Raw genomic sequence first — 21,354 nt, 5'->3', positions numbered from 1 at the left:
GGATGTGCATGAACCGCGTTGCGAAGATCCCCGTTCGCAGCATTTCCACCTGTTCTGGCCGGTATCCGGGCTAGCAAGCATGATCGCCCGGCCTTCCCATGCGATATGCACAGTGGCGTGGAGGACGATCTGTCACGAATGTGACGCTTGATTACCGTTGCGGGGGCAGCACACGTCAGCTTTTAGAACATCAAGCCTCGTGTTTCCCGTTTAACTGCCGACATGGACATGCCGGCGGGCACCAGAAACTGGGCGGTATTGTAATGGCAAGAGCCGAACTTGCCTATACATTCATTAGAAATCGTATCTTGCCGAAAGCCGCACAGAACGCCCTGCATCTGGATAGATAGCGCGCTTATCCGAGCAATCTCCAAATGCCTGCGCATAATAATCCTTGTCTGCCAAATTGTTGCCAACGATGGCCAACTCCCAGCGACCAAAACGTTTTGCGTAACGTGCATCAATTGTGGCGAAAGACGGAATTCTGGCGCTGCAGCTATTCGAAAAATCTTTCCCATACCGCTGCTTGTCAACCCACTGCACACCAATGTCTGCACTTTGTCCGTTTCCCGACAACCAATTTATTCTCAGCGTTGCCGTGTTTTGTGGCACGAGCACCATTTGATTACCATCATTAGGCCCACCTACAAACTTCGCAGATACATGCTGCAATGTGGCAGAGAGAGTGAAATCCGACGCAATACGTACACGACCTTCCAATTCCACACCTTGTCGTTGCGTTGGATCGAGATTGACGTTTTCTCCAAAAAACGAAACAGTCGGATCGAAGAAAATCTCGTCTTTCAGTCGATGCCGGAAAATACGAGCAGTCAATTGATGCGCATCGCTACCCAATACAGCGCCGATTTCCGTGTCGTTGGAAAGCTGCGGCTTCAATGGATTGGAAAGAAACGCATTGTCGTCCACATTGCCAATGCGATAGCTTCGTCCTGCCTTGGCAAATACGCTCACGGTTGAAGTAAATGCATAACTTCCCTGAATATCCCAAGCATTGACCGATATGGATTGATCGTAAGCATCCTCGACCTGCTGCTCAAAATTTTCATGACGCGCACCAATTGCAACTCTGGCCTTGCCATACTGGATTTCATTCCGAAGATAAAACGCTGCCGAATTCTGCGTCGCACGCTGGCTGCTTGGCCCGAATGAAGACTCGCTCTGCGTAAAACGGTTGGAATTGGCGAAATCCATACCTGCAATCAACTCGTTGGCAAGAGCGCCGCTCGTCGACTTGTACTTAATGCGCGGTGAAAGCTGCGTTACCGAACTCCTCGCATCAGAAACAAAATCACTGCTGCGGAATATCCCAATCGATGTCTTTTCCCGATAGGAAAGATCGGTTGCAAATTCCAAATCTCCATGTCTTTGATTGATAAAAAAGGTGTACCGATTTGAATCGAGCGATCCCTTGTCAAATGGCGTTTCCGTTTGACGCGGATTCTGGCGATATTCACTTAATGTCAACGAACCAGGAAAATGAAAGTCCTCTCTTGCCGCATCTATGCGCAAACCAACCTTCAGATCTTGCAACATCCACTGTAAACCGCCGCTGAAATTGCTTTGTTTCAGTTGATTATTGTCGCGATAATTATCCGTACTCAATGTACCGATATTTGCATCCATTGAAAAACCATCCCAGCCCTTCGATAAGGCTGCACGCAGCTCCTGATATCCACGATTTCCCGCTTCCACCACCGCTGTACCGTGTGTGCCGTCAGTTTTCCCACGCTTTGTAATGATCTGGATGGTGCCTCCAGTTGCGCCATCTCCGTACAACACACTGCTACCACCACGTACGATCTCTATACGTTCGATCGCTTCGATCGGAATTGCCGACATCATTGCGGGTTGCTGTTCATTCTCTGAGATACGAATACCGTCGACGAAAACAGCGACGTTCTGATCGCTGTTTGCGCCAAAACCACGCAGGTCCAGCGAATAATCGGAGGTTCCACTGAAACTCTGTCTTCCGAACACCCCACCAATCTTGCGAATCGCTTCATTGACGTTATTGATACCAGCCTCACGAATCTGCTGGGCGGTGATGACCGTTGCGCCAATAGGAGCGACATCGCTCTCAAAACGGGAAGCAGATACGGTCACGGGTGGCAGCTGCTGCCCGGCTTCTGTCTGCGCCACAACAGGCGTGACCTGGATGACTGATACGGAAAACAATGCCAATGCCTTGCACACGACGGCACGGCGATGCGAAAAAGCAGATTTCATGATGTGGTTTCGACGAGAAATATCGACCTGCCTCCCCGCAGGTCGATTCAACGAAGAGACGAATCGGATTCGCATCTTCTCCATCCTGGCCGGTATCCGGGCTAGCAAGCATCATCGTCCTGCCTTCCCATGCGAACACAGTGGCGGTGAAGGACAATCTGTCGCAGCAGATGTGCGACGCTTGATTACCGTTGCGGGGGCAGCACGCGTCAGCCCAAGAACTTACGGCCTCGCGTTTCCCGTTTAACTGCGGACAAGAACATGTCCGCGGGCACCAGAATCGGCGCCATTGTAGGCGGCACGCGGGCGGGATGCAATGCCGCCGGGCCGCGCTGGTCTATAATCGCGCCTTCCTTTCCTACATTCATCCCATGCTGACATCCGACCAGATTGCCACGATCGAAGCCGATCTCGCACGCAGCCGCGCACGCACGCGATTGCTGGATCTGGACGGCACGGCGGTCATCGTCAAGCAACTGGAAGCACCGCTGAAGCACTGGGGTTATCCGGTGCTCGACGCGCTGGCAAGCCTGCTGCGTCAGCCGATGCTGCGCGCCGTGCCGGCACCCGGCGGACGTGCAGCCCAGCAGATCGAAGTCGCACGCCTGCGCGCGCTGGCTGCCGCCGGCGTGCCGGTGCCGGAAGTGCTGCATGCGACACCGCAATGGCTGGCGCTTTCATGGGTGGGCGAACTGACGCTAGACCAGTTGCTGCGCCGGCATCCGGATATCGGCCAGCGCTACTGGGAAAGCGGCCTGGAAGCAATCCTGTCGCTGCACCGGTTGGGCCAGACGGCAAGTCAGTGTTTCGCGCGCAACATGCTTTGGCACGAAGGCAAAATCAGCTTCATCGATTTCGAGGACGATCCGACACAGACGATGCCGCTGTCGTCGGCGCAGGCGCGCGACTGGGTGCTGTACCTGCATTCGACGGCTTACATCGTGAAGATGGATCCGCAACGCATGGCGGAAATCCTGTTGCGGCATTTGCGCAAGGACGATGAAGAAGTACGTCGCCAGGTGATCAAGGCGGCAAAGACCTTCGGCTGGCTGCGCGTCCTGCCGGATCAGCGCAAGCCGTGGGGACGCGATGTCGTTGCGGTACAGGCTGCCGCTCGCGTGATGCATCTGCTGGTGACGCAAGTCAGGCGCATGCGTGTCGACCTGTAACGTTCAGCAGTCGACGACCAGCAATTCTCCGTAGCGAATCCGATGCGGCTTCTGCGCCGCATACAGCGCCATCTCGGGCACCGACAGGCCATGTTCGCAGGCAGCCAATAGACGGATGATGCCGGCATGGCAGACGACGATCGCGTGTTCGAGCGCCATAGCCGACAGTTCATCGCGAAAGTCGCGCACGCGTTGCGCCACCTCCAGCACGCTTTCGCCGCCACCGGGACGATAGCCGGCCATGTCGCGCGTCCATGCGTCGATATCGGTGCGCGCAATGTCGTCCCACAGACGCATTTCCCATTCGCCGAAATGCATTTCGATCAAACGATCGTCGTAGCGAGGTTGCGGGCAACCCAACGCGCTTGCCAGCGTATTGGCCAGTCCGGCGCAGCGCTGCAGCGGGCTGGAAAACAGTTGCGCATTCTTCGGCAACACAGGCAACAACGATGCGCGCGCCGATGCCAGCTCCTCCTCCTCCACCATCAGATCGGTGCGGCCATAGCAGGTATTGGCGGCGACGGACGGTCTGGGATGGCGAACGAGGTAAAGATGCATGGCAAACCTCAGTAGACGGTGGCGGTCAGGACTCCGAGATAGAACGCGACTTCTGCAACCTGCTGCACGGCTCCCAGGCAATCGCCGGTGTAGCCGCCGATGCGCCGATCAAACATGCGTGCCAGCCGATAGGATGCCACCGCTGCCAACACGATGCCGACCACGATGCCTTCCCATGCAATCCAGCTTGTCAAACAGCCAATCACCGCTATCGGCAACAGCACGATGGCCGTCGCGATTCCGAATTCAGCGTTAGACATCTGTTCGGCGATTGGTTTCGCCTTGCCGTTCATCTTCGCGTATGCCATCTGCCATACCAGCGCGGACGCCATCCAGCGCGACAATGGATGGCCAATCAGCAAGGCGGCCACCACCGTCGGCGGCGGCAGACTGATCAATGCAGTCGCCTTCAATGCCAGCATCAGCATGATACCGATCGCACCGTAGGCGCCGATGCGCGAATCCTTCATGATCTCCAGCACGCGCTCGGCCGACGTTCCACCACCGAAACCGTCGCAGGTATCGGCAAAACCATCTTCGTGAAAGGCGCCGGTCATGTAGATGCCAACAATCATCGACAGCAATATGGCAACCGTCTGCGGCCACAGCAGCGTCGCCATGATGTAGACCAGCGACGTGGCCAGCGCCACCACGATGCCGACTGCCGGAAAATAGCGCAAGGCCTGCTGCAGCCATTGCGGATCGAAGCCGACGCTACGCGGCACGGGAATGCGCGTAAAGAATTGCAGCGCGATGCAGAACAGTCTCAATTGATGCACACAGCGTTTGCCGAAGCCGTCTTCATCCTGCGGGAAATATTCGTCGTTCATACTGTCTGTCCGCCGACGTTTCCGCTGACGCCTGCCGAATCGAAGGTCGCCATTTCACAAAGGAAGTTGACCGCCGCCTGCAGCATCGGCAAGGCCAGCACGCTGCCGGTTCCCTCGCCCAGTCGCAGGCCCATCTGCAGCACGGGTTGCGCATCGAGCAATGCCAGCAAGCGGCGATGTCCCTGCTCGTCCGAGCAATGCGCAAACACGCAGTAATCGAGAATCGCCGGCTGCAGCTTCGCCGCAACCAGCAAGGCGCTGGTGACGATGAAACCGTCGATCAACAAGACCTTGCGCTGCTCCGCGCCCTTCAGCATCGCGCCGACCATCATCGCGATCTCGAATCCGCCGAACGTTGCCAGCACATTCAGCGGCGCAAAATGATGTTCCACGGCATGGCGCTCCACCGCCTGCTGCACGACCTGTTGCTTGTGCTGTACACCAGCCGATGACAGACCGGTACCGGCGCCCACGCATTCCGCTGCCGGAAGTTCTGTCAATGCATGCATGATGGCGGCGGCCGACGTCGTGTTGCCGATGCCCATCTCGCCAAAACCCAGCACATTGCCGGCCAGATTCGTCGCCAGTTCGGCGCCGTGCTGTATCGCCTGCGCACATTGCTGCGGCGTCATCGCCGCTTCCCGCGCAAAGTTGCGCGTGCCATGCGCCACCTTGCGGTCGATCAACCCGGCCCGTACGCCGAAATCGTGATTGACGCCGGCATCGACGATATGCAGCGCGCAGCCGTTCTGGCGCGCGAACACATTGATCGCCGCACCGCCGGCCAGGAAATTTTCTACCATCTGCCACGTCACGCTTTGCGGATAGGCAGAGATACCCTCTTCCGTCACACCGTGGTCGCCGGCAAACACGATCAATGCCGGCTCCGCGATGCGCGGCTGCGTCGTACGCTGGATCAGGCCGATCCGGTGCGCGATGTTTTCCAGCATGCCCAGGCTGCCGGGCGGTTTGGTCTTATTGTCGATGGCAGCGCTCAGCGCGCGCGCCAGCGCATCGTCATGGGTCGGGGAAATGGTCGGAATGGTCATGGGGTACGCGCCACCGCAGCGGCACGATCCTTGTCTGGGAAATATGAGCAATTCGTCAAGCAGGTTGTGAATTGCACAAAGCGTTGCGGTCGGAAAAGAAGCAGCAGTGTATGCGTGAGGAAAATGGGCGTCAAACAGGTATCGAAGCGGATGTTCAACCGGATGCAAGAGTCGCGGCATTATCAACCCGATCACGGTTTCGGCTCTCATCACATTTCAGGCAGTTTTCGAGAATATTTCACGAAAATTCACAACTGTTGTCTGCCGTCGCCAACTTGCATCGATTGGCTATGCGTCCCTCTGAAATCTGGTTATTATTGCCTTGAATCAACTAGATAAAACGCGGGGCGAAAGGCCCCGTTGTCTCCGGCGGAAGATATAGTCGATCATCGTCCGGCATCAATGCGGATGCTTTCGCGATCGGCCGGAAATTTCCATCGACAGGAAGGGTAAGTTCATGAGCGGCGAAGCAGAAGACGATTTGGAAGCATTGTTCGACGAGATTTCCTCGCAACGCATGGGGTCGCCCGCTCCTGCCGCAGCGGAACCTGCCGCTCCCGCAACGCCTGCAGCTACGACAGCCACTACTGCCGCAGCACTCCCGGAAGATTTCAGCGACAAGCCGATGTACGAACGCCTGGGCGGTATCGTCCGCCTGCTGCACGACTCGCTGCGCGAACTTGGCTACGACCGCTCGCTGTCCGACGTCGCCACTGAAATCACCGATGCCCAAGGCCGCCTCGAATACGTCGCCACGCTGACCGAGCAAGCCGCCAACAAGGTGCTCAACGCCATCGACATCGGCATGCCGGAACAGGATGCGCTTTCCAAGCAGGCCAGGGAAATGGATGCGCGCTGGGCGCAGCTGTTCGAAGGCAAGCTCGGCGTCGACGAATTCAAAACGCTGGCGAGCGATTCGCGCAGCTTCTCCGCCAAGGTCGCCGAAGCCACCGAAGCGGAAAAGGCGCGCCTGCTCGACATCATGATGGCGCAGGATTTTCAGGACATCACCGGCCAGCTGATCAAGAAAATCGTCGGCATTACGCACAAGGCGGAAAGCGAACTGGCGCAACTGCTGCGCGACAACGCACCGCCGGAAGTGAAGGCCGCGCATCCGGACAAGCCGTCGACCGACAAATCGGCCAATCAGCCGACGGACCTGATGGCAGGCCCTGCCGTCCCAGGCACGCATGCCATGGCGCAGGACGATGTCGACAGCCTTCTCGCCGATCTGGGGTTCTAAATGGATGACATGCTCAAGGAATTCGTCGTCGAGGCGCTGGAGCTGGCGTCGAACGTGGAAGAACACCTGCTTTCCCTCGAGCGCAATCCCGACGACCTCAATACGCTGAACGCGGTGTTCCGCTCGTTCCACACGATCAAGGGCGGCGCCGGCTTCATGAACCTGCAGCCGATGGTGTCCGCCTGCCACCTGACGGAAAACCTGTTCGATGCACTGCGCAACGGCCAGGTGCCGGTGACGCCGATGGCGATCGAGGCAGCTCTGCAGGCCAGCGGTTTTGTCGCCGACCAGTTGAGCGAACTCGCCAACGGCGCACAGCCGGACAGCCTGCCGGCGATGCCGTCATCGCTGGAAAGCATTCTGACCAGCGCCATCGAAGGCGGTGCCGCAGCAGCATCTGCTGCCACAGCACAGCCCGCTGTACAGGCAAATGACGCGCCGGCAGCATCCACGTCCGACGATGGCATCGACTGGAACGCGTTGTACCTCGCCGTCGTACCGGACGGCACCGCCATTCCCGCCGCTGCATCCGCACCGCAGGAATCGACTACGCTCGCACCGACGGCACCCGCTGTCTCTGCCGCACCAGCCACGCCTGCGACATCTGCATCTCCTGCAGCCACCGCGCCGGCCAAGGGCTGGGATGGCGTCGAGCGCCGTGGCGGCGGCAATGCAAGCGGCGCAACATCGGTCAAGGAAGACAGCATCCGCATCGATGCCGTCAAGCTCGATACGCTGCTGGAAGTCGCCGGCGAATCGGTGCAGGCTGCCAACCAGGCCGCCGTGCTGCTGGAAAAACTCGCGCAGTTCCCGGTCGAAGGCCAGGCTGCCACACTGATGACGGCATTGCAGGAAACGCTGTCGCGGGCCTCGCGCTACTCGACGGAACTGCAACGCGCCACGCTGTCGACCCGCATGCAGCCGGTCGGCAAACTGTTCCAGCGCTTCCCGCGCCTGGTGCGCGAATTGGCGAAGGATCTCGGCAAGGATGTCGATCTGCAGATCGAAGGCGCGGAAACCGAAGTCGATCGCGTCGTCGTCGACAGCCTTTATGATCCGCTGGTGCACATGCTGCGCAACTCGCTGGACCATGGCATCGAAGATGCCGCCACGCGCGCTGCATCGAAGAAGCCGGCCAAGTCGATGATCAAGCTGAAGGCATGGCAGGAAGCCAGCAGCGTGATGATCGAGATTTCCGACGACGGCAAGGGCATGGACCCGCAGCAGTTGCGCAACAAGGCGCTATCCAAGGGCTTGATTACCGAGAACCAGGCGCAGAGCACCGAAGAAGCGCTGCAATTGGTGTTCCTGCCGGGCTTCTCGACGAAGGAAGTGGCCAACAGCGTTTCCGGCCGCGGTGTCGGCATGGACGTCGTGAAAACCGCCGTCGAAAAGCATCGCGGTGCGATCACCATCGATTCGCAGCTGGGTTCCGGCACGCGCTTCCTGATCCGTCTGCCGATCGAGCTGTCGATCGTGCCGACGATGCTGGTGCGCAGTTCGGATGCTGCACTGGCGCTGCCGATGGCGGTCGTCGAGCGCGTCGTCGAACTGCCGGAGGAGTTCGAATATCAGGTCGGCGGTGCGCCGGTACTGCGCGATCAGGGTCGGCCGCTGCCGGTGCGTTCGCTGGCCGGCGCGCTTGGCTATGAGCTAGCAGCAGAACGCGTCGGCATCGTCATCACCGCTCCGCAACCCTACATCCTGTCGGTCGGCGCAGTCGAAGGCACGGCCGATCTGGTGATCAAGCCGATGACGGCCATGAGCGTGCCGGGCATCGCCGGTACCGCGCGCTCGGCGGAAGGCGAACTGGTGCTGGTGGTCGGCCTGTCGTTCCTGCTGGAAGGCGGACGTGGTACGGCAAAGATGGCGGCATAAAACGCTCACGAGACATCATACGAGCAACCGCATGCACTTCTTCGCGGTACAAAACAAAAGACCCTGAATTATCAGGGTCTTTTTCATTCTTGCTTCGCTTCATCCTGCAGACGCCGTTCAGTCCTCCTTCGCGCCTGCAATACCCAGTTCATGAATCTTGCGCGTGATCGTATTGCGCCCGATACCCAGCCGTACGGCTGCGTCATTCTTGCGGCCATGCGTATGCTTCAACGCCGTCTTGATCAGGATCGATTCGAACTGGCGTCCCAACATATCCATCACTTCCGGCTGCCCCGCCGCCAGCAAGGCTGCCGCCTCACTTTCCAGCAAACTCATCCAGTTCGCCGATTCTGCCGATTCGCTCGATGTGACGGTTGATGCCGAAACCTGCGGCGGCGCATGGTTGGCCGCAACCGTATCGCCGACGGCAACACTGGCGTTGCGCGTTTCCATCTGCACGTCAGCCGGCAACGATGCAGGAGCGCTTACGGATGTGCTGCCGCTTCCCGCCGTCAATTCCGGTGGCAGATCCTTGATCTCGACAGTCTGCCCCGGCGCCATCACGGTGATCCAGTTGCACAGATTTTCGAGCTGACGCACGTTGCCCGGCAGTTCCAGGCCGCTGAGAAAATGCATCGCGCTGTCCGACATGCGCTTGGCTTCGACGCCGAGCTGGCGTGCGCTCTGCGCGAGGAAATGCCGCGTCAGGATCGGGATGTCTTCACGGCGCTCGCGCAAGCTCGGTAGACGCAGGCGGATCACGTTCAGGCGATGATACAAGTCCTCGCGGAACAATCCTTCGCGCACGCGCTGCTCCAGATTCTGATGCGTCGCCGCAATCACGCGCACATTGGCCTTCAGCGGCTGATGGCCACCGACACGGTAGAAATGGCCGTCCGACAGCACGCGCAGCAGGCGCGTTTGCAGATCGAACGGCATGTCGCCGATTTCGTCGAGGAACAGCGTGCCGTCTTCCGCCTGCTCGAAGCGGCCGCGCCGCGTCGCCTGCGCACCGGTAAAAGCGCCACGTTCGTGGCCAAACAGTTCGGATTCCAGCAGGTCTTTAGGAATCGCCGCCGTATTCAGCGCAATGAAAGGTTGCGATGCACGCGGACTGTGCTTGTGCAGCGCGCGAGCAACCAGCTCCTTGCCGGAACCGGATTCGCCGGTGATCAGCACCGTCACGTTCGATTGCGACAGCCGGCCGATCGCGCGGAACACGTCCTGCATCGCCGGCGCCTGACCGAGGATTTCCGGCGTGTCGGCCGAATCGTATTCGACGCTGGTTTCGCGCAGGCTTTCCTCCATCGCGCGACGGATCAGTTCGACCGCCTTGTCGATGTCGAACGGCTTGGCGAGATATTCGAAGGCGCCGCCCTGAAACGCCGCGACGGCAGAATCCAGATCGGAAAACGCCGTGATGATGATGACCGGCAGGCCGGGATGCTTGGCCTTGATGGTCTGCAGCAATTCCAGTCCGGATTCGCCCGGCATGCGAATGTCCGACACCAGCACCTGCGGCGCGCTGTCCTTCAGCGCTTCCATGGCGTCGCGTGCGTTGGAAAAACTTCTGGTGGCGAGATTCTCGCGCGCCAGGGCTTTTTCCAGCACCCAGCGGATCGATTCGTCGTCGTCAACAATCCAGATCGGTTTCATATGGCTTGGTTATCCCGTGTCACGGCGATGCATGCATCGCCTCAATATTGTTATCCCGCCTCACGGCAATGGAATCAGGATTCTGAAATCCGTGTATCCGGGCCGGCTTTCGCATTCGATCACACCCAGATGCTGCTGCACGAATGTCTGCGCCAGCGTCAATCCCAATCCGCTGCCGCCATCCCTGCCCGACACCAGCGGGTAGAAAATCCGGTCGCGGATATCGGGCGGAATGCCCGGTCCGTTATCGATGATATGCAAGTCTAATGCCAGCCGGTAGCGCACCTTGGCCAGCGTGACCTGCCGTGCGATGCGTGTACGCAACGTAATCTCCGCCGCGTCGTCCGCCATTTGCGGCAACAACACCTGCGCGGCATTGTGGGCGATGTTCAACACGGCCTGAATCAGCTGTTCCTTGTCGCCGCGAAATTCGGGAATCGACAGGTCGTAATCGCGCTGGATCTTCAGGCCGTTCGGAAATTCGGAGACAATCAGGCTGCGCACGCGCTCGCAGACTTCATGGATATTCACGTCGCCGACGATATGCGGCCGGCGGTGCGGCGCCAGCAGGCGGTCCACCAGCGTCTGCAGCCGGTCGGCTTCCTTGATGATGACCTGTGTGTATTCGCGCAATTCCTTCAAGTGCCGCTCGGGAATTTCAAGCTCCAGCAGCTGCGCCGCGCCGCGTATGCCGCCGAGCGGATTCTTGATCTCGTGCGCCAGATTGCGGATCAGTTCCTTGTTGGCCAGGCTCTGGTCGAGCAGGCGTTCCTCGCGATCCAGCTTCAGTTGCTGCAGGTTCTCGCGCAGCTCGATCAGTACCGGCATTTCGGGATCGTCGAGCGTTGTGACGACGACATGCACCTGCAACGGTTCGCGCCCGGCGCGCTCCAGCGCCAAGTCCTGTCGCTTGTCGGCGAACTGGTGTGCCAGCGCTTCCTCGAACATCCCTTGCAGTTCCTCGCTGTTGAGGAACAGTTCCGGCAACGTGTGATCGACCAGCGCCTTGCTCGAATTCTCGAGCAGGTTTTCCGCAGCCGGATTGGCATAGATCACACGGCCGGCGCCATCCATCACCAGGACGGCCGACGCCAGCAGATCCAGGCCATCGAATGCAATCGCACTTTTTTTCACGGGAATCCAGACAACAAAAATAATAGCCAAAAAAGAATGGCCGCATCATGCGGCCAGACTCAAGCAAACATCATACCGATGCCGCACGCGCTCATTTCAGGTTGTTCAGTTCGCGCTTGAGGGCTTCGACATTCTTTTCGGTACGCGCCAGATTGTCCTTCAGCGTGGCGGTGCGCTCCTGATATTTTGCGTAGTTGCGCTCACTGCCCAGGCGTTCCGGCTGTCCGTTGTTGTATTCGGCCCGGATATCCGCAAGCTTCTTCTCTTCCTTGCGCAATTCGTCCTGCAGGATCTGGCGGCGTTCATTGTCGCGCGCCTTCTGGACGGAATCGTCGACGCGCGGAAAATCAGACGGCGCGGACGGCGTCGACTTCGATGCCGGTGCGACACTTTTCGCCGGTGCCGGAATCGTCGTCATCGGCGGCAGATCGACCTTCTTGCATCGCGCGGTGGAGCCGGTGTTCTTGTATTCCTTGTTGCCGTTGGCGTCGATGCACAGATAGACGTCGCTTTGCGCAAGTGCCGGAAGCACGATGATGGAGCACAACAGGAAGGCGAATTGACGTTTCATAAACTTTCTGTCTGAAAGTGTTAAATGCGGCCTTAGTTTATGCCAAGTAACTCGGGCTGACAAACAATGGTCGCCGGCCGCAGGCACCAAATCGATGCATCGCACCATGCCGCGCGCGATCAGATGCACCATGTGCAAAACCGGGGCGCAAGAAAACAAAAAGCGGGAAAAGCTTGCGCTCTTCCCGCTTCGTTTCGATCTTCGACGGCTGATTACAGCGAGTAGTACATGTCGAATTCGATCGGATGCGTCGTCATGCGGAAACGCTGCACTTCGGTCATCTTCAGTTCGATGTAGGCATCGATCATCGCATCGCTGAACACGCCGCCGCGGGTCAGGAACTCGCGATCCTTGTCCAGATGTTCCAGCGCTTCATCCAGCGAGGCGCAGACGGTCGGGATCAGCTTGTCTTCTTCCGGCGGCAGGTGGTACAGGTCTTTCGACGCTGCTTCGCCCGGATGGATCTTGTTCTGCACACCGTCCAGACCTGCCATCAGCAGTGCTGCGAAGCACAGGTACGGGTTGGCGGAAGGATCCGGGAAGCGTGCTTCGACGCGACGGCCTTTCGGGTTCGACACGTGCGGAATGCGGATCGAAGCCGAACGGTTGCGTGCCGAGTAAGCCAGTTTGACCGGTGCTTCGAAGCCAGGAACCAGACGCTTGTACGAGTTGGTGCCCGGGTTGGTGATCGCGTTCAGCGCCTTGGCGTGCTTGATGATGCCGCCGATGTAGTACAGCGCGAATTCCGACAGGCCGGCATAGCCGTCGCCTGCGAACAGGTTCTTGCCATCCTTCCAGACGGACTGGTGAACGTGCATGCCCGAACCGTTGTCGCCGACGACCGGCTTCGGCATGAAGGTTGCCGTTTTGCCGTAGGTGTGCGCGACGTTCCAGATGACGTATTTCATCGTCTGAGTCCAGTCTGCGCGCTCGACCAGCGTCGAGAACTTGGTGCCCAGTTCGTTCTGGCCGGCGCCTGCCACTTCGTGGTGGTGCACTTCGACCGGGATGCCCATCGATTCGAGGATCAGGGACATTTCCGAACGCATGTCCTGGAAGCTGTCGACCGGCGGAACCGGGAAGTAGCCGCCCTTGACTGCCGGACGGTGGCCGGTGTTGCCGCCTTCGATCTTCTCGCCGGTGCTCCACGATGCTTCTTCGGAATCGATCTTGACGAAGCAACCGGACATGTCGACTTTCCAGCGGACGCTGTCGAAGATGAAGAATTCAGGTTCCGGACCGAAGTAGGCGGTGTCGCCCAGGCCGGAGGATTTCAGATAGGCTTCAGCGCGCTTGGCGATCGAGCGCGGATCGCGGTCGTAGCCCTTGCCGTCGGACGGTTCGACGACGTCGCACTGCATGAACAGCGTCGTCTCTTCCATGAACGGGTCGATGTTGGCCGTGTTCGGATCCGGCATCAGCAGCATGTCGGACGCTTCGATACCCTTCCAGCCGGCGATCGACGAACCGTCGAAAGCATGGCCGGATTCGAACTTGTCCATGTCGAAATGCGAAACCGGCACGGTGACGTGCTGTTCCTTGCCTCGTGTATCAGCAAAGCGGAAATCAACGAATTTGACTTCGTTGTCTTTCACCATCTTCAAGACCTCTGCGGCCGTCCTTGCCATGCGAATCTCCTAAAATTGGGAACGTACGAAATTTGTTGGGGGTTGTGATCCGTGCTGAGGCTTGCGTCAAACAGCATGCGTCCATAACTCGCCGGAATAATAGCAGATTCCATGCCACCAACTTTGCGAAAATCGGCGGCCCGCACCCGAACGAGGCGCAGCGCTAAATTGCAGGTTTTATGCGGGTTTGCAGCGTTTTGAGAGGTGCAAAACCAGTGCACGTATTCGGTGCAAATTTACAATTTGCACCATAAAAGTGCATTACAAATTTCAATGCGCACCGGCATAGGGCATGTTAATGATTTGGCCGAAATATTCCGCAATGTGAGACGAATTGCAAGGCATTCCTTGCCTGTGTAAAATCTTGTTCGGGTGTTCGTGCTGCATTCGCAGCCGACAGGCAACGCGATGGTCGGGCCGCCACGCGAAGATATGGATTTGACCATGAACCAATCTCTTTCCCAAGAGAACACCCTGCCGCGCGCGCAACGCATTGCCGAACGCGCCTTTGCCACCCTCGAGCGTTTCCTGCATATCGAGGCCTTCAGCGGCGTCGTACTGCTGGCCGCAGCGGCCATCGCCCTCATCTGGGCCAATTCTCCTTTCGCTGACAGCTATCACCATCTTTGGCATACCGAAGTCGCCTTTTCCTTCGGCGACTGGAGCGTATCGCAATCACTGCATTTCCTGATCAACGATGTGCTGATGACCGTGTTCTTCCTGGTCGTCGGCATGGAAATCCGCCGCGAAATTCATGAAGGTGCACTGGCCAGTCTGAAACTGGCCGCCTTACCGCTGACGGCGGCGGCTGGCGGCGTCATGGTGCCCGCACTCATCTACCTCGCGCTCAACCACACCGGCACGCCGGCGCATGGCTGGGCGGTTCCGACCGCAACCGACATCGCTTTCGCCGTCGGCGTGCTGGCGTTGCTGGGCCGCTCCGTTCCGGTCAACGTCCGCATCTTCCTGCTGGCGCTGGCCATCATCGACGATATCGCCGCCGTTCTGATCATCGCGCTCTTCTATTCGGCCGGGCTCGATTACAGCGGCTTCGCCATCGCGGCGATCGGTATCCTGATGGTGCTGGGCTTGCAGCAGATCGGCGCCGGTTCCGCCTATGCTTACGTGCTGCCGGGTGCCATTCTCTGGATCGGCCTGTTGAAGACCGGTGCGCATCCGACATTGGCCGGCGTGGTGCTCGGTCTGATGACGCCTGTCGTCGCCACACGCACCCGCGAACGCCCGCTGGACATGGCCGCGCAGGCCGTCAAGGAGCTATGGACGCACAATGAAGCGCCGAAAGTCGAAGCACACAATCTGGCCGAGCCGCTGAAACAATTACGTCAGGCGCAACGCGCGCTGCTACCGCCGGTCAGCCGCGTGCAGATGGCACTGCATCCGTGGGTAGCCTTCGGCATCATGCCGATCTTCGCGCTCGCCAACGCCGGCGTCACGCTGGACGGCGTCGATCTCTCCGCCAACGGTTCGGCTGTCGTCATGCTCGGCGTGCTGCTGGCGCTCGTCATCGGCAAGCCGGTGGGCGTCATCAGTGCGAGCTGGATCGCCGTCCGTCTCGGCTTGTGCGCACTGCCACCCGGCGTCAACTGGGGCGGCGTCTGCCTGGTCGGCCTGCTGGCCGGCATCGGCTTCACGATGTCCATCTTCATTGCCAACCTGGCCTTTACCGACGTCAACCTGCTTGGCGCGGCCAAACTCGGCGTGTTGCTTGCCTCGCTCTGCGCAGCGATACTTGGCTTGACGTGGGGTGTCATCCGAGCCAGAAGGCAGGCACATTCCGCCGATCGGCAACTGTCATCACAACATTGAGCGCGACATGTCGAGAAGCGCATGAAGCACATCCCGGCTGCAAGAATCGAATTTACGTGGAAACCGCCATGAAACCATCCGACATCATCTCCATCGCGAAACAACGCGCGCAGGAACAACAACTTCCCTATGCCGGCGCGATGACGCCGCAGGAAGCCTATGCATTGCTGCAGGCAGACACGAAAGTGAAACTGGTCGACGTACGCACCAACGCCGAACGCGACTGGATCGGCCGCCCCGCGATCACGCCCGAACAACAGAGTGCGGTGCAATGGAATCTTTATCCGGGCGGCACGCCGAATCCGGAATTCCTGCCGCAACTGGGGCAGGCGGCCGGCAAGGAAGACATCGTGCTATTTCTGTGCCGCAGCGGCGTGCGTTCACGGCATGCAGCCAAACTAGCAACCGAGAACGGCTACGCGAACTGCTTCGATATCCTGGAAGGGTTCGAGGGAGAAAAGGATGGCGAAGGCCATCGCAAGACCGTCAACGGCTGGTGCAAGGCCGGCCTGCCATGGAACGGTGCATGATTCGGAACAGCTAGTCGTGCAACTTCGGTAAGGACGGCGACGTCATTTGCGCGTCGCCGCCTCCTCTTCGATCAGCCGCAACACGCGCTTGCGCACCAGCCCGATGCTGCTGCGCAGGCGATACAGTTCATCGGCAAACGACAACGGAATCGAAATGTGATTCACTTTGTCGTCCAGTTCCTCCAGCCGGCGGAACTGCGCCGCATACACTTCGGCACGCGATTCAGGCGGCGCCTCTTCCACCGTCTGCTCGATGACACGCAGTTCGCCATACCAGCGATAGACGCGCGAACGCACCTTCCACACATACAGCGGCGGCACCACGCGCGACAGCGGCAGGATCAATGCGACCAGCGCCACAATCACCAGCCACATGCGTTCGAAGAAATTGGCGACCCAGAACGGCAAGTAACGCTGCAACAGCGGCGGACCGTCGCGATACAGTTTGATCGCGGCCGGCACCACGGGGATATCGGCATAGCTGGCGTTCGGGAATTCGCCGCGCTTGCGGAACCAGCCGGCGCTGCCGTGAATATTCACGGCAGCCTGTGCAAACAGATTGATCAATGCCGGATGCAGGTCTTCACGTGCCACCAGCGTGGTCGTCAGCGCAATCAGATGCACGTCGCGCGGTGGCTGGTCGCGTCCCAGATCGACGATACCGCGCGGCAGCGTCACCGGCGACAGATACGGAATGCGCCGCGAATAGGCTTCCGCCTGATAGAAATCGAACAGGTCGATCTTCGATGCGCGCAGCAGCTTCTGGATCAACGCGCTATTGGGCGCGGAACTGAACACCGCGGCATCGATGCGGCCTGCCAGCAGCGCATCGGCGGCCGGCTTGTCGTCCAGTGTACTGATGCGCACGCTGTCTTCCTTCACGCCATTGACCTTCAGCAGATCGCGAAACAGTTTCGGAATCCCGCTGCCTTCCGCGCCGACATTGACGCGCAAACCCTTCAGTTGCGTCAGCCGCTGCAGATCCAGTCCTTCGCGATAGAACAGCCAGACCGGCTCGGAAAACAGGTTGCCAAGTGAAACCAGTCCGTACTCTTCCGCATCTTCCTGCTGCGCCGAGCCACCCTGCACGAAGGCGATGTCGACATCGGAATCGTCTTCCTTCAGACGCTGCAGATTCTCCAGTGCGCCTTGCGATGGTTTCAGCGTGACCTTGATGCCGAACTTGTCCAGTGACGCGGCATATTGCCGGCCGAACGAGGCGTAGGCGCTGTTTTCCTGCCCGGTCGAGATTGTCACTTCCTTCGGCGGGAAGGGGTTGACCAGCTTGTAGGCGAAATAACCGAGGACGACGATCAGCACCGTCAACGGCCCGATCGTGATCAGCAAATCGCGCAGGGAAAAACTGGTGAACTTGAATTTTTTCGGCATGCACGTCTCCATCGGCAACATCGATACGATCGCTCGCATGATGTTGCATCAATTGCATGCCTGTCAATGCACGGCGAACAACCCGTGCATTGACAGCGATGGATCAATCCAGCTTGGCGGCGTGCTCACGCGTTTCGTGGAAAACGATATCCGGCCAGCGCTCCTGCGTCAGCCGCAGGTTGACGCCCGATGTCGCCAGATAGGCGAGATTACCCGCCGCATCGTGCGCGAGATTATGGCCTGCCGACGATTTCTCGAACTCGGCCAGCTTCTTCTTGTCGTCGCAGGATACCCAGCGCGCAGTGCTGATGCTGGTGCCTTCGAACACCGCATCGACACCATACTCGTTCATCAGACGGCTGGCGACCACCTCGAACTGCAGCACGCCGACGCCGCCCAGCACCATGTCGCTGCTGTTGACCGGCTTGAACACCTGAATTGCGCCCTCTTCGCCCAGTTGCTGCAAACCCTTCTGCAGTTGCTTGATCTTCAGCGGATTGCGCAGACGCACCGAACGGAAGAATTCCGGCGCGAAATACGGAATGCCGGTGAACTGCAGCAGTTCGCCTTCAGAGAAACTGTCGCCGATCTGCATGTTGCCGTGGTTGGGCAGGCCGATGATATCGCCGGCATAGGCTTCTTCCACCTGCTCGCGGCTGGACGCCATGAAGGTGACGACACTCGACAGCTTGATCTCGCGATTCAAACGCAGATGCTTGACCTTCATGCCGCGTTCGAAACGACCTGAGCACACGCGCAGGAAGGCGATGCGGTCACGGTGCGCCGGGTCCATGTTGGCCTGGATCTTGAAAACGAAACCCGAGAACGGCGTTTCGGTCGGCTGCACGGCACGCACAGTCGCATCGCGCTCGCGCGGCGGCTGCGCCCAGTCGAGCAGCGCATTTAGGATTTCACGCACACCGAAGTTGTTGATCGCGGAACCGAAGAACACCGGCGTGCGCGTTCCGGCCAGGAAGGCATCCAGATCGAAAGGATGCGAGGCGCCATGCACCAGCTCCACTTCCATCTTCAACTGTTCGATTTCAAGCGGGAACATCTCGGCCAGCTTCGGATTGTCGATGCCCTTGACGATCTCGAACGTCTGGTCGGCCTTCTCGCTGCCCGGCGCGAACAGCATGATCTCGTCGCGCAGCAGGTGATAGACGCCGCGGAAATTCTTGCCCATGCCGATCGGCCAGGTCACCGGCGCGCATTCGATCTTCAGCACCGACTCCACTTCGTCCAGCAATTCCAGCGGATCGCGCGTCTCGCGGTCCAGCTTGTTCATGAAGGTGACGATAGGCGTGTTGCGCATGCGGCAGACGTTCAGCAGCTTGATCGTCTGTTCCTCGACACCCTTGGCGGCATCAATCACCATCAGCGCCGAGTCTACAGCCGTCAGCACGCGATAGGTATCTTCGGAAAAATCCTGGTGCCCCGGCGTATCGAGCAGGTTGACCACGTGATCGCGATATTCGAACTGCATCACCGAGCTGGCGACCGAAATGCCGCGCTGCTTCTCGATGTCCATCCAGTCGGATGTCGCATGGCGGCCGCTCTTGCGTCCCTTAACGGTACCGGCAAGCTGGATCGCACCCGAGAACAACAGCAGCTTCTCGGTCAGCGTGGTTTTACCCGCATCGGGGTGGGAAATGATGCCGAAGGTGCGGCGGCGCGCAACTTCCTTGGCAATCAGGTCGGAGGAAACGGCACGCGTTTCGTTACCGGATTCGGCAGGCGCCGCATCGGCGGTATCGGCAACGGAAGAATCAACAGGGGAATCGGGCGTGACGGACATGAAGAGTGCCCTTGGAAAAAGGCCACAAGTCTACCGATTCCCTGCCTTGAAGTCCAATCGGCATGCGGTGTTGCCGGCCTGGCTTGCCGTTGCGGCAACAGCTGAAATACCGTCGAATTCGGCCTGCCAGGTTTGGCGCGCAGTTCGGAGAAGTGCCGAAAAAACTGTACGAAATCAGCGCAATATCAGTGCAACGCTAGCGCTTGACCAGCCCGGCCGCTTCCAGACGCGCCCAGACGGCGGCCTTTTCCTCGTCGGTGTAGATGATCCAGTTCAGCACTTCGTCCCAGGTACGGCCGCAGCCCTTGCAGACTTCGTCGCCATGCGAAGTGGAGCAGTAACCTGCGCACGGAGAATCGGGGCGCAGGCTGTTGCGGCCTGCGTCGGCGGAACGGTCGTCGGGATTGTCGGAATTGTTGTTGCTCATCGGTGCAGCGTTCGCGATTGCGGTAACGGCATTGTAATGCCTGCCCGCGACGGCCGCAGTCGATCAGTTTTGCTGGATGAGGAAATCGGTCAGCACGATGTCCTGCGCCGCCTGCGTTCCCAGCCGTCCATTGACCGAATCGCGCAACAAGCCTTGTACGTAGGCCACACCGTCGGGCTTGCGCACGCGCGCCGGATCGGCCTTGGCCAGTGCTGCCTGCAACGCAAAGTTCACCGCGCTTTTATTGCTTTCGAACCAGGAGACATCGGCATTGCGCGTCTGCACGGCTACCGTGGCCCGGATGGAGAAATCGGAATTGCGCACGACCATCGGGCCAAAATTCGCATACGCCACATAGGACGCCGTGCGCTGCTTGTAGTCGAAGTACATCCACAACATCGCCGCGCACAGGATGGCGCACACCACCGCAAGCAGGATGTAAACCGTGGAATTGTCCGATTGTCCCTTCTTCGCCATGGATCGTTCCGAAAAGCAACTTCGACAGTTTAGCCGATGTAACCTTTGCGGTTCGATTTATTTCCATGTAGAAACATTAAGGAAGTGGCCGATCCACCTTGCCGTCGCGCTCCAGCCGGTCTTCCACTTCGCCGATATAGGCCGCCAGCGTATTGCCTGACTGGTTCACCGCCGCCATCAATTCCGTATCGAGACGGTCCAGCCGTGCCAGCAGCGCGGTGCGCGTTTCGGTGTCCTGCTGCACGACGGAGCGCAGTTCCAGTTCGATGAAACGGCGCAGTTCGGTGAAACGCGAGGCTTCCGCCTGATCTGCCAGTTCCCGGTTCGCCTGCAGCTCCTTCGCGTGACGGCGCGCCTCCAGCAGCACCGACGATTGCAGATAGATGATGAAGACCAGAAAAAACGCGGTCAGCACTGCCGTCAGCCCCAGCATCACCAGTCCCAGCGGCGCCTGCACCGTCGTTACGCCCAGCCACAGCTCGGTCGGCGCATTGAAGGTTTCCCAGTTCAGTGCCGCCAACCCGCCAATGGCGCCCAGGATGATGACGAACAACACGGTACGAATTTGCATGGCGCCTCCTCGATTTTTCAGAAATTTGGTTTTGTCAGAAAAGATGTCAGTACATTGTGCCGGCTTCCATTCGTCTGCAGTGTTCGACAGCGTACAGATGCCTTTGTCCTTCCGCATCTACGCTGGTCTGTCTACGACAGAAACGCCACCCGGCAAAGGAGGCCATCATGACGCTCGGCACCATTCTTCTCGTCATTCTCATCCTGATCCTGATCGGTGCGCTGCCCAGCTGGGGCTACAGCCGGAGTTGGGGTTATGCACCAAGCGGCATCACGGGACTGCTGGTCGTGATCCTGCTGATCATGCTGCTGACGGGTTATATCTGATACCTGCGCTTCGCTATCGCCTCGCTTCGATAAATAGAAAATGTAA

19 protein-coding genes and 2 riboswitches are annotated in these 21,354 nt (G+C 59.1%); of the genes, 6 read left to right on the top strand and 13 right to left on the bottom strand.

Going from position 1 to position 21,354, the window contains the following annotated elements:
• Positions 1 to 39: 39 nt before the first annotated feature.
• Positions 40 to 261: riboswitch (cobalamin riboswitch) on the bottom strand.
• A 33-nt stretch (positions 262 to 294) separates the two neighbouring features.
• Positions 295 to 2,247 (bottom strand): TonB-dependent receptor family protein, encoded by a 1,953-nt coding sequence (locus ACO1VH_RS07175; protein WP_486243825.1) that lies wholly within the window; start codon positions 2,245 to 2,247, stop codon positions 295 to 297.
• Between the two features lie 70 nt (positions 2,248 to 2,317).
• Positions 2,318 to 2,541: riboswitch (cobalamin riboswitch) on the bottom strand.
• A gap of 17 nt (positions 2,542 to 2,558) precedes the next feature.
• On the opposite strand from ACO1VH_RS07175, the gene ACO1VH_RS07170 reads away from it, so the two are divergent.
• The gene (locus ACO1VH_RS07170; protein WP_486243824.1) at positions 2,559 to 3,416 is read left to right on the top strand and encodes a BUD32 family EKC/KEOPS complex subunit; all 858 of its coding nucleotides are present in this window, start codon (positions 2,559 to 2,561) and stop codon (positions 3,414 to 3,416) included.
• 3 nt (positions 3,417 to 3,419) lie between these two features.
• On the opposite strand, the gene ACO1VH_RS07165 is transcribed toward ACO1VH_RS07170, so the two are convergent.
• From ACO1VH_RS07165 to cobT, 3 genes are read right to left on the bottom strand one after another with little or no spacing between them, the layout of a single operon-like run.
• Complete coding sequence (locus tag ACO1VH_RS07165) at positions 3,420 to 3,974, bottom strand: histidine phosphatase family protein (protein WP_486243823.1); 555 nt, start codon at positions 3,972 to 3,974, stop codon at positions 3,420 to 3,422.
• Between the two features lie 8 nt (positions 3,975 to 3,982).
• On the bottom strand, positions 3,983 to 4,804 hold the full coding sequence (locus tag ACO1VH_RS07160; protein ID WP_486243822.1) for an adenosylcobinamide-GDP ribazoletransferase: 822 nt from the start codon (positions 4,802 to 4,804) through the stop codon (positions 3,983 to 3,985).
• On the bottom strand, positions 4,801 to 5,853 hold the full coding sequence (gene cobT, locus ACO1VH_RS07155; RefSeq protein WP_486243821.1) for a nicotinate-nucleotide--dimethylbenzimidazole phosphoribosyltransferase: 1,053 nt from the start codon (positions 5,851 to 5,853) through the stop codon (positions 4,801 to 4,803). Before cobT ends, ACO1VH_RS07160 begins: the two co-directional genes overlap by 4 nt.
• A gap of 457 nt (positions 5,854 to 6,310) precedes the next feature.
• Between cobT and ACO1VH_RS07150 the strand changes: the two genes are divergently transcribed.
• Complete coding sequence (locus ACO1VH_RS07150) at positions 6,311 to 7,096, top strand: protein phosphatase CheZ (RefSeq protein ID WP_486243820.1); 786 nt, start codon at positions 6,311 to 6,313, stop codon at positions 7,094 to 7,096.
• Entirely contained in the window at positions 7,097 to 8,974 is a 1,878-nt protein-coding gene (locus tag ACO1VH_RS07145; protein WP_486243819.1) for a chemotaxis protein CheA, read from the top strand. It begins immediately after the preceding gene.
• 117 nt (positions 8,975 to 9,091) lie between these two features.
• Here the strand turns inward: ACO1VH_RS07145 and ntrC are convergent, their stop codons facing one another.
• The 4 genes from ntrC to glnA all read right to left on the bottom strand — a co-directional run bounded on the left by ntrC (position 9,092) and on the right by glnA (position 13,963).
• On the bottom strand, positions 9,092 to 10,630 hold the full coding sequence (gene ntrC / locus ACO1VH_RS07140; RefSeq protein WP_486243818.1) for a nitrogen regulation protein NR(I): 1,539 nt from the start codon (positions 10,628 to 10,630) through the stop codon (positions 9,092 to 9,094).
• Positions 10,631 to 10,690: 60 nt separating this feature from the next.
• A complete protein-coding gene (gene glnL / locus ACO1VH_RS07135) occupies positions 10,691 to 11,764 on the bottom strand; it encodes a nitrogen regulation protein NR(II) (RefSeq protein ID WP_486243817.1) in 1,074 nt (357 codons plus the stop codon).
• A gap of 91 nt (positions 11,765 to 11,855) precedes the next feature.
• Positions 11,856 to 12,335 carry a DUF4124 domain-containing protein gene (locus tag ACO1VH_RS07130; protein ID WP_486243816.1) on the bottom strand — a complete coding sequence of 160 codons (480 nt, stop codon included), beginning with the start codon at positions 12,333 to 12,335 and terminating at the stop codon, positions 11,856 to 11,858.
• Positions 12,336 to 12,547: 212 nt separating this feature from the next.
• Positions 12,548 to 13,963: a type I glutamate--ammonia ligase gene (glnA, locus tag ACO1VH_RS07125; RefSeq protein ID WP_486243815.1), complete on the bottom strand. Its 1,416-nt coding sequence runs from the start codon at positions 13,961 to 13,963 to the stop codon at positions 12,548 to 12,550.
• A 444-nt stretch (positions 13,964 to 14,407) separates the two neighbouring features.
• Between glnA and nhaA the strand changes: the two genes are divergently transcribed.
• The gene (gene nhaA, locus ACO1VH_RS07120; protein WP_486243814.1) at positions 14,408 to 15,790 is read left to right on the top strand and encodes a Na+/H+ antiporter NhaA; all 1,383 of its coding nucleotides are present in this window, start codon (positions 14,408 to 14,410) and stop codon (positions 15,788 to 15,790) included.
• Positions 15,791 to 15,858: 68 nt separating this feature from the next.
• The gene (locus ACO1VH_RS07115) at positions 15,859 to 16,320 is read left to right on the top strand and encodes a rhodanese-like domain-containing protein (protein WP_486243813.1); all 462 of its coding nucleotides are present in this window, start codon (positions 15,859 to 15,861) and stop codon (positions 16,318 to 16,320) included.
• Between the two features lie 42 nt (positions 16,321 to 16,362).
• Here ACO1VH_RS07115 and ACO1VH_RS07110 read toward each other — a convergent pair whose 3' ends face one another.
• The 5 genes from ACO1VH_RS07110 to ACO1VH_RS07090 form a co-directional block, all read right to left on the bottom strand.
• Positions 16,363 to 17,709: a TAXI family TRAP transporter solute-binding subunit gene (locus ACO1VH_RS07110; protein ID WP_486243812.1), complete on the bottom strand. Its 1,347-nt coding sequence runs from the start codon at positions 17,707 to 17,709 to the stop codon at positions 16,363 to 16,365.
• A gap of 103 nt (positions 17,710 to 17,812) precedes the next feature.
• The gene (locus ACO1VH_RS07105; protein WP_486243811.1) at positions 17,813 to 19,507 is read right to left on the bottom strand and encodes a peptide chain release factor 3; all 1,695 of its coding nucleotides are present in this window, start codon (positions 19,505 to 19,507) and stop codon (positions 17,813 to 17,815) included.
• A 196-nt stretch (positions 19,508 to 19,703) separates the two neighbouring features.
• On the bottom strand, positions 19,704 to 19,934 hold the full coding sequence (locus tag ACO1VH_RS07100; protein ID WP_486243810.1) for a DUF1289 domain-containing protein: 231 nt from the start codon (positions 19,932 to 19,934) through the stop codon (positions 19,704 to 19,706).
• A gap of 63 nt (positions 19,935 to 19,997) precedes the next feature.
• A complete protein-coding gene (locus ACO1VH_RS07095) occupies positions 19,998 to 20,411 on the bottom strand; it encodes a hypothetical protein (protein WP_486243809.1) in 414 nt (137 codons plus the stop codon).
• Between the two features lie 76 nt (positions 20,412 to 20,487).
• Positions 20,488 to 20,982 (bottom strand): LapA family protein, encoded by a 495-nt coding sequence (locus tag ACO1VH_RS07090; protein WP_486243808.1) that lies wholly within the window; start codon positions 20,980 to 20,982, stop codon positions 20,488 to 20,490.
• A gap of 167 nt (positions 20,983 to 21,149) precedes the next feature.
• Between ACO1VH_RS07090 and ACO1VH_RS07085 the strand changes: the two genes are divergently transcribed.
• Positions 21,150 to 21,308 carry a DUF3309 family protein gene (locus ACO1VH_RS07085; RefSeq protein WP_486243807.1) on the top strand — a complete coding sequence of 53 codons (159 nt, stop codon included), beginning with the start codon at positions 21,150 to 21,152 and terminating at the stop codon, positions 21,306 to 21,308.
• Positions 21,309 to 21,354 lie beyond the last annotated feature (46 nt).

This window comes from Oxalicibacterium sp. (genome assembly GCF_057353965.1).
This window is presented reverse-complemented; position numbering and strand designations above follow the sequence as displayed.

Excerpts from the sequence above, each read along its gene's own strand:
- ACO1VH_RS07160 (WP_486243822.1), bottom strand. The coding sequence starts at position 4,804 with ATGAACGACGAATATTTCCCGCAGGATGAAGACGGCTTCGGCAAACGC.
- ACO1VH_RS07100 (WP_486243810.1), bottom strand. The coding sequence starts at position 19,934 with ATGAGCAACAACAATTCCGACAATCCCGACGACCGTTCCGCCGACGCA.
- ACO1VH_RS07095 (WP_486243809.1), bottom strand. The coding sequence starts at position 20,411 with ATGGCGAAGAAGGGACAATCGGACAATTCCACGGTTTACATCCTGCTT.
- ACO1VH_RS07175 (WP_486243825.1), bottom strand. The coding sequence starts at position 2,247 with ATGAAATCTGCTTTTTCGCATCGCCGTGCCGTCGTGTGCAAGGCATTG.
- ACO1VH_RS07130 (WP_486243816.1), bottom strand. The coding sequence starts at position 12,335 with ATGAAACGTCAATTCGCCTTCCTGTTGTGCTCCATCATCGTGCTTCCG.
- ACO1VH_RS07145 (WP_486243819.1), top strand. The coding sequence starts at position 7,097 with ATGGATGACATGCTCAAGGAATTCGTCGTCGAGGCGCTGGAGCTGGCG.
- nhaA (WP_486243814.1), top strand. The coding sequence starts at position 14,408 with ATGAACCAATCTCTTTCCCAAGAGAACACCCTGCCGCGCGCGCAACGC.
- ACO1VH_RS07090 (WP_486243808.1), bottom strand. The coding sequence starts at position 20,982 with ATGCAAATTCGTACCGTGTTGTTCGTCATCATCCTGGGCGCCATTGGC.
- ACO1VH_RS07105 (WP_486243811.1), bottom strand. The coding sequence starts at position 19,507 with ATGTCCGTCACGCCCGATTCCCCTGTTGATTCTTCCGTTGCCGATACC.
- ACO1VH_RS07150 (WP_486243820.1), top strand. The coding sequence starts at position 6,311 with ATGAGCGGCGAAGCAGAAGACGATTTGGAAGCATTGTTCGACGAGATT.
- glnA (WP_486243815.1), bottom strand. The coding sequence starts at position 13,963 with ATGGCAAGGACGGCCGCAGAGGTCTTGAAGATGGTGAAAGACAACGAA.
- ACO1VH_RS07085 (WP_486243807.1), top strand. The coding sequence starts at position 21,150 with ATGACGCTCGGCACCATTCTTCTCGTCATTCTCATCCTGATCCTGATC.
- ntrC (WP_486243818.1), bottom strand. The coding sequence starts at position 10,630 with ATGAAACCGATCTGGATTGTTGACGACGACGAATCGATCCGCTGGGTG.
- ACO1VH_RS07170 (WP_486243824.1), top strand. The coding sequence starts at position 2,559 with ATGCAATGCCGCCGGGCCGCGCTGGTCTATAATCGCGCCTTCCTTTCC.
- ACO1VH_RS07115 (WP_486243813.1), top strand. The coding sequence starts at position 15,859 with ATGAAACCATCCGACATCATCTCCATCGCGAAACAACGCGCGCAGGAA.
- cobT (WP_486243821.1), bottom strand. The coding sequence starts at position 5,853 with ATGACCATTCCGACCATTTCCCCGACCCATGACGATGCGCTGGCGCGC.
- ACO1VH_RS07110 (WP_486243812.1), bottom strand. The coding sequence starts at position 17,709 with ATGCCGAAAAAATTCAAGTTCACCAGTTTTTCCCTGCGCGATTTGCTG.
- ACO1VH_RS07165 (WP_486243823.1), bottom strand. The coding sequence starts at position 3,974 with ATGCATCTTTACCTCGTTCGCCATCCCAGACCGTCCGTCGCCGCCAAT.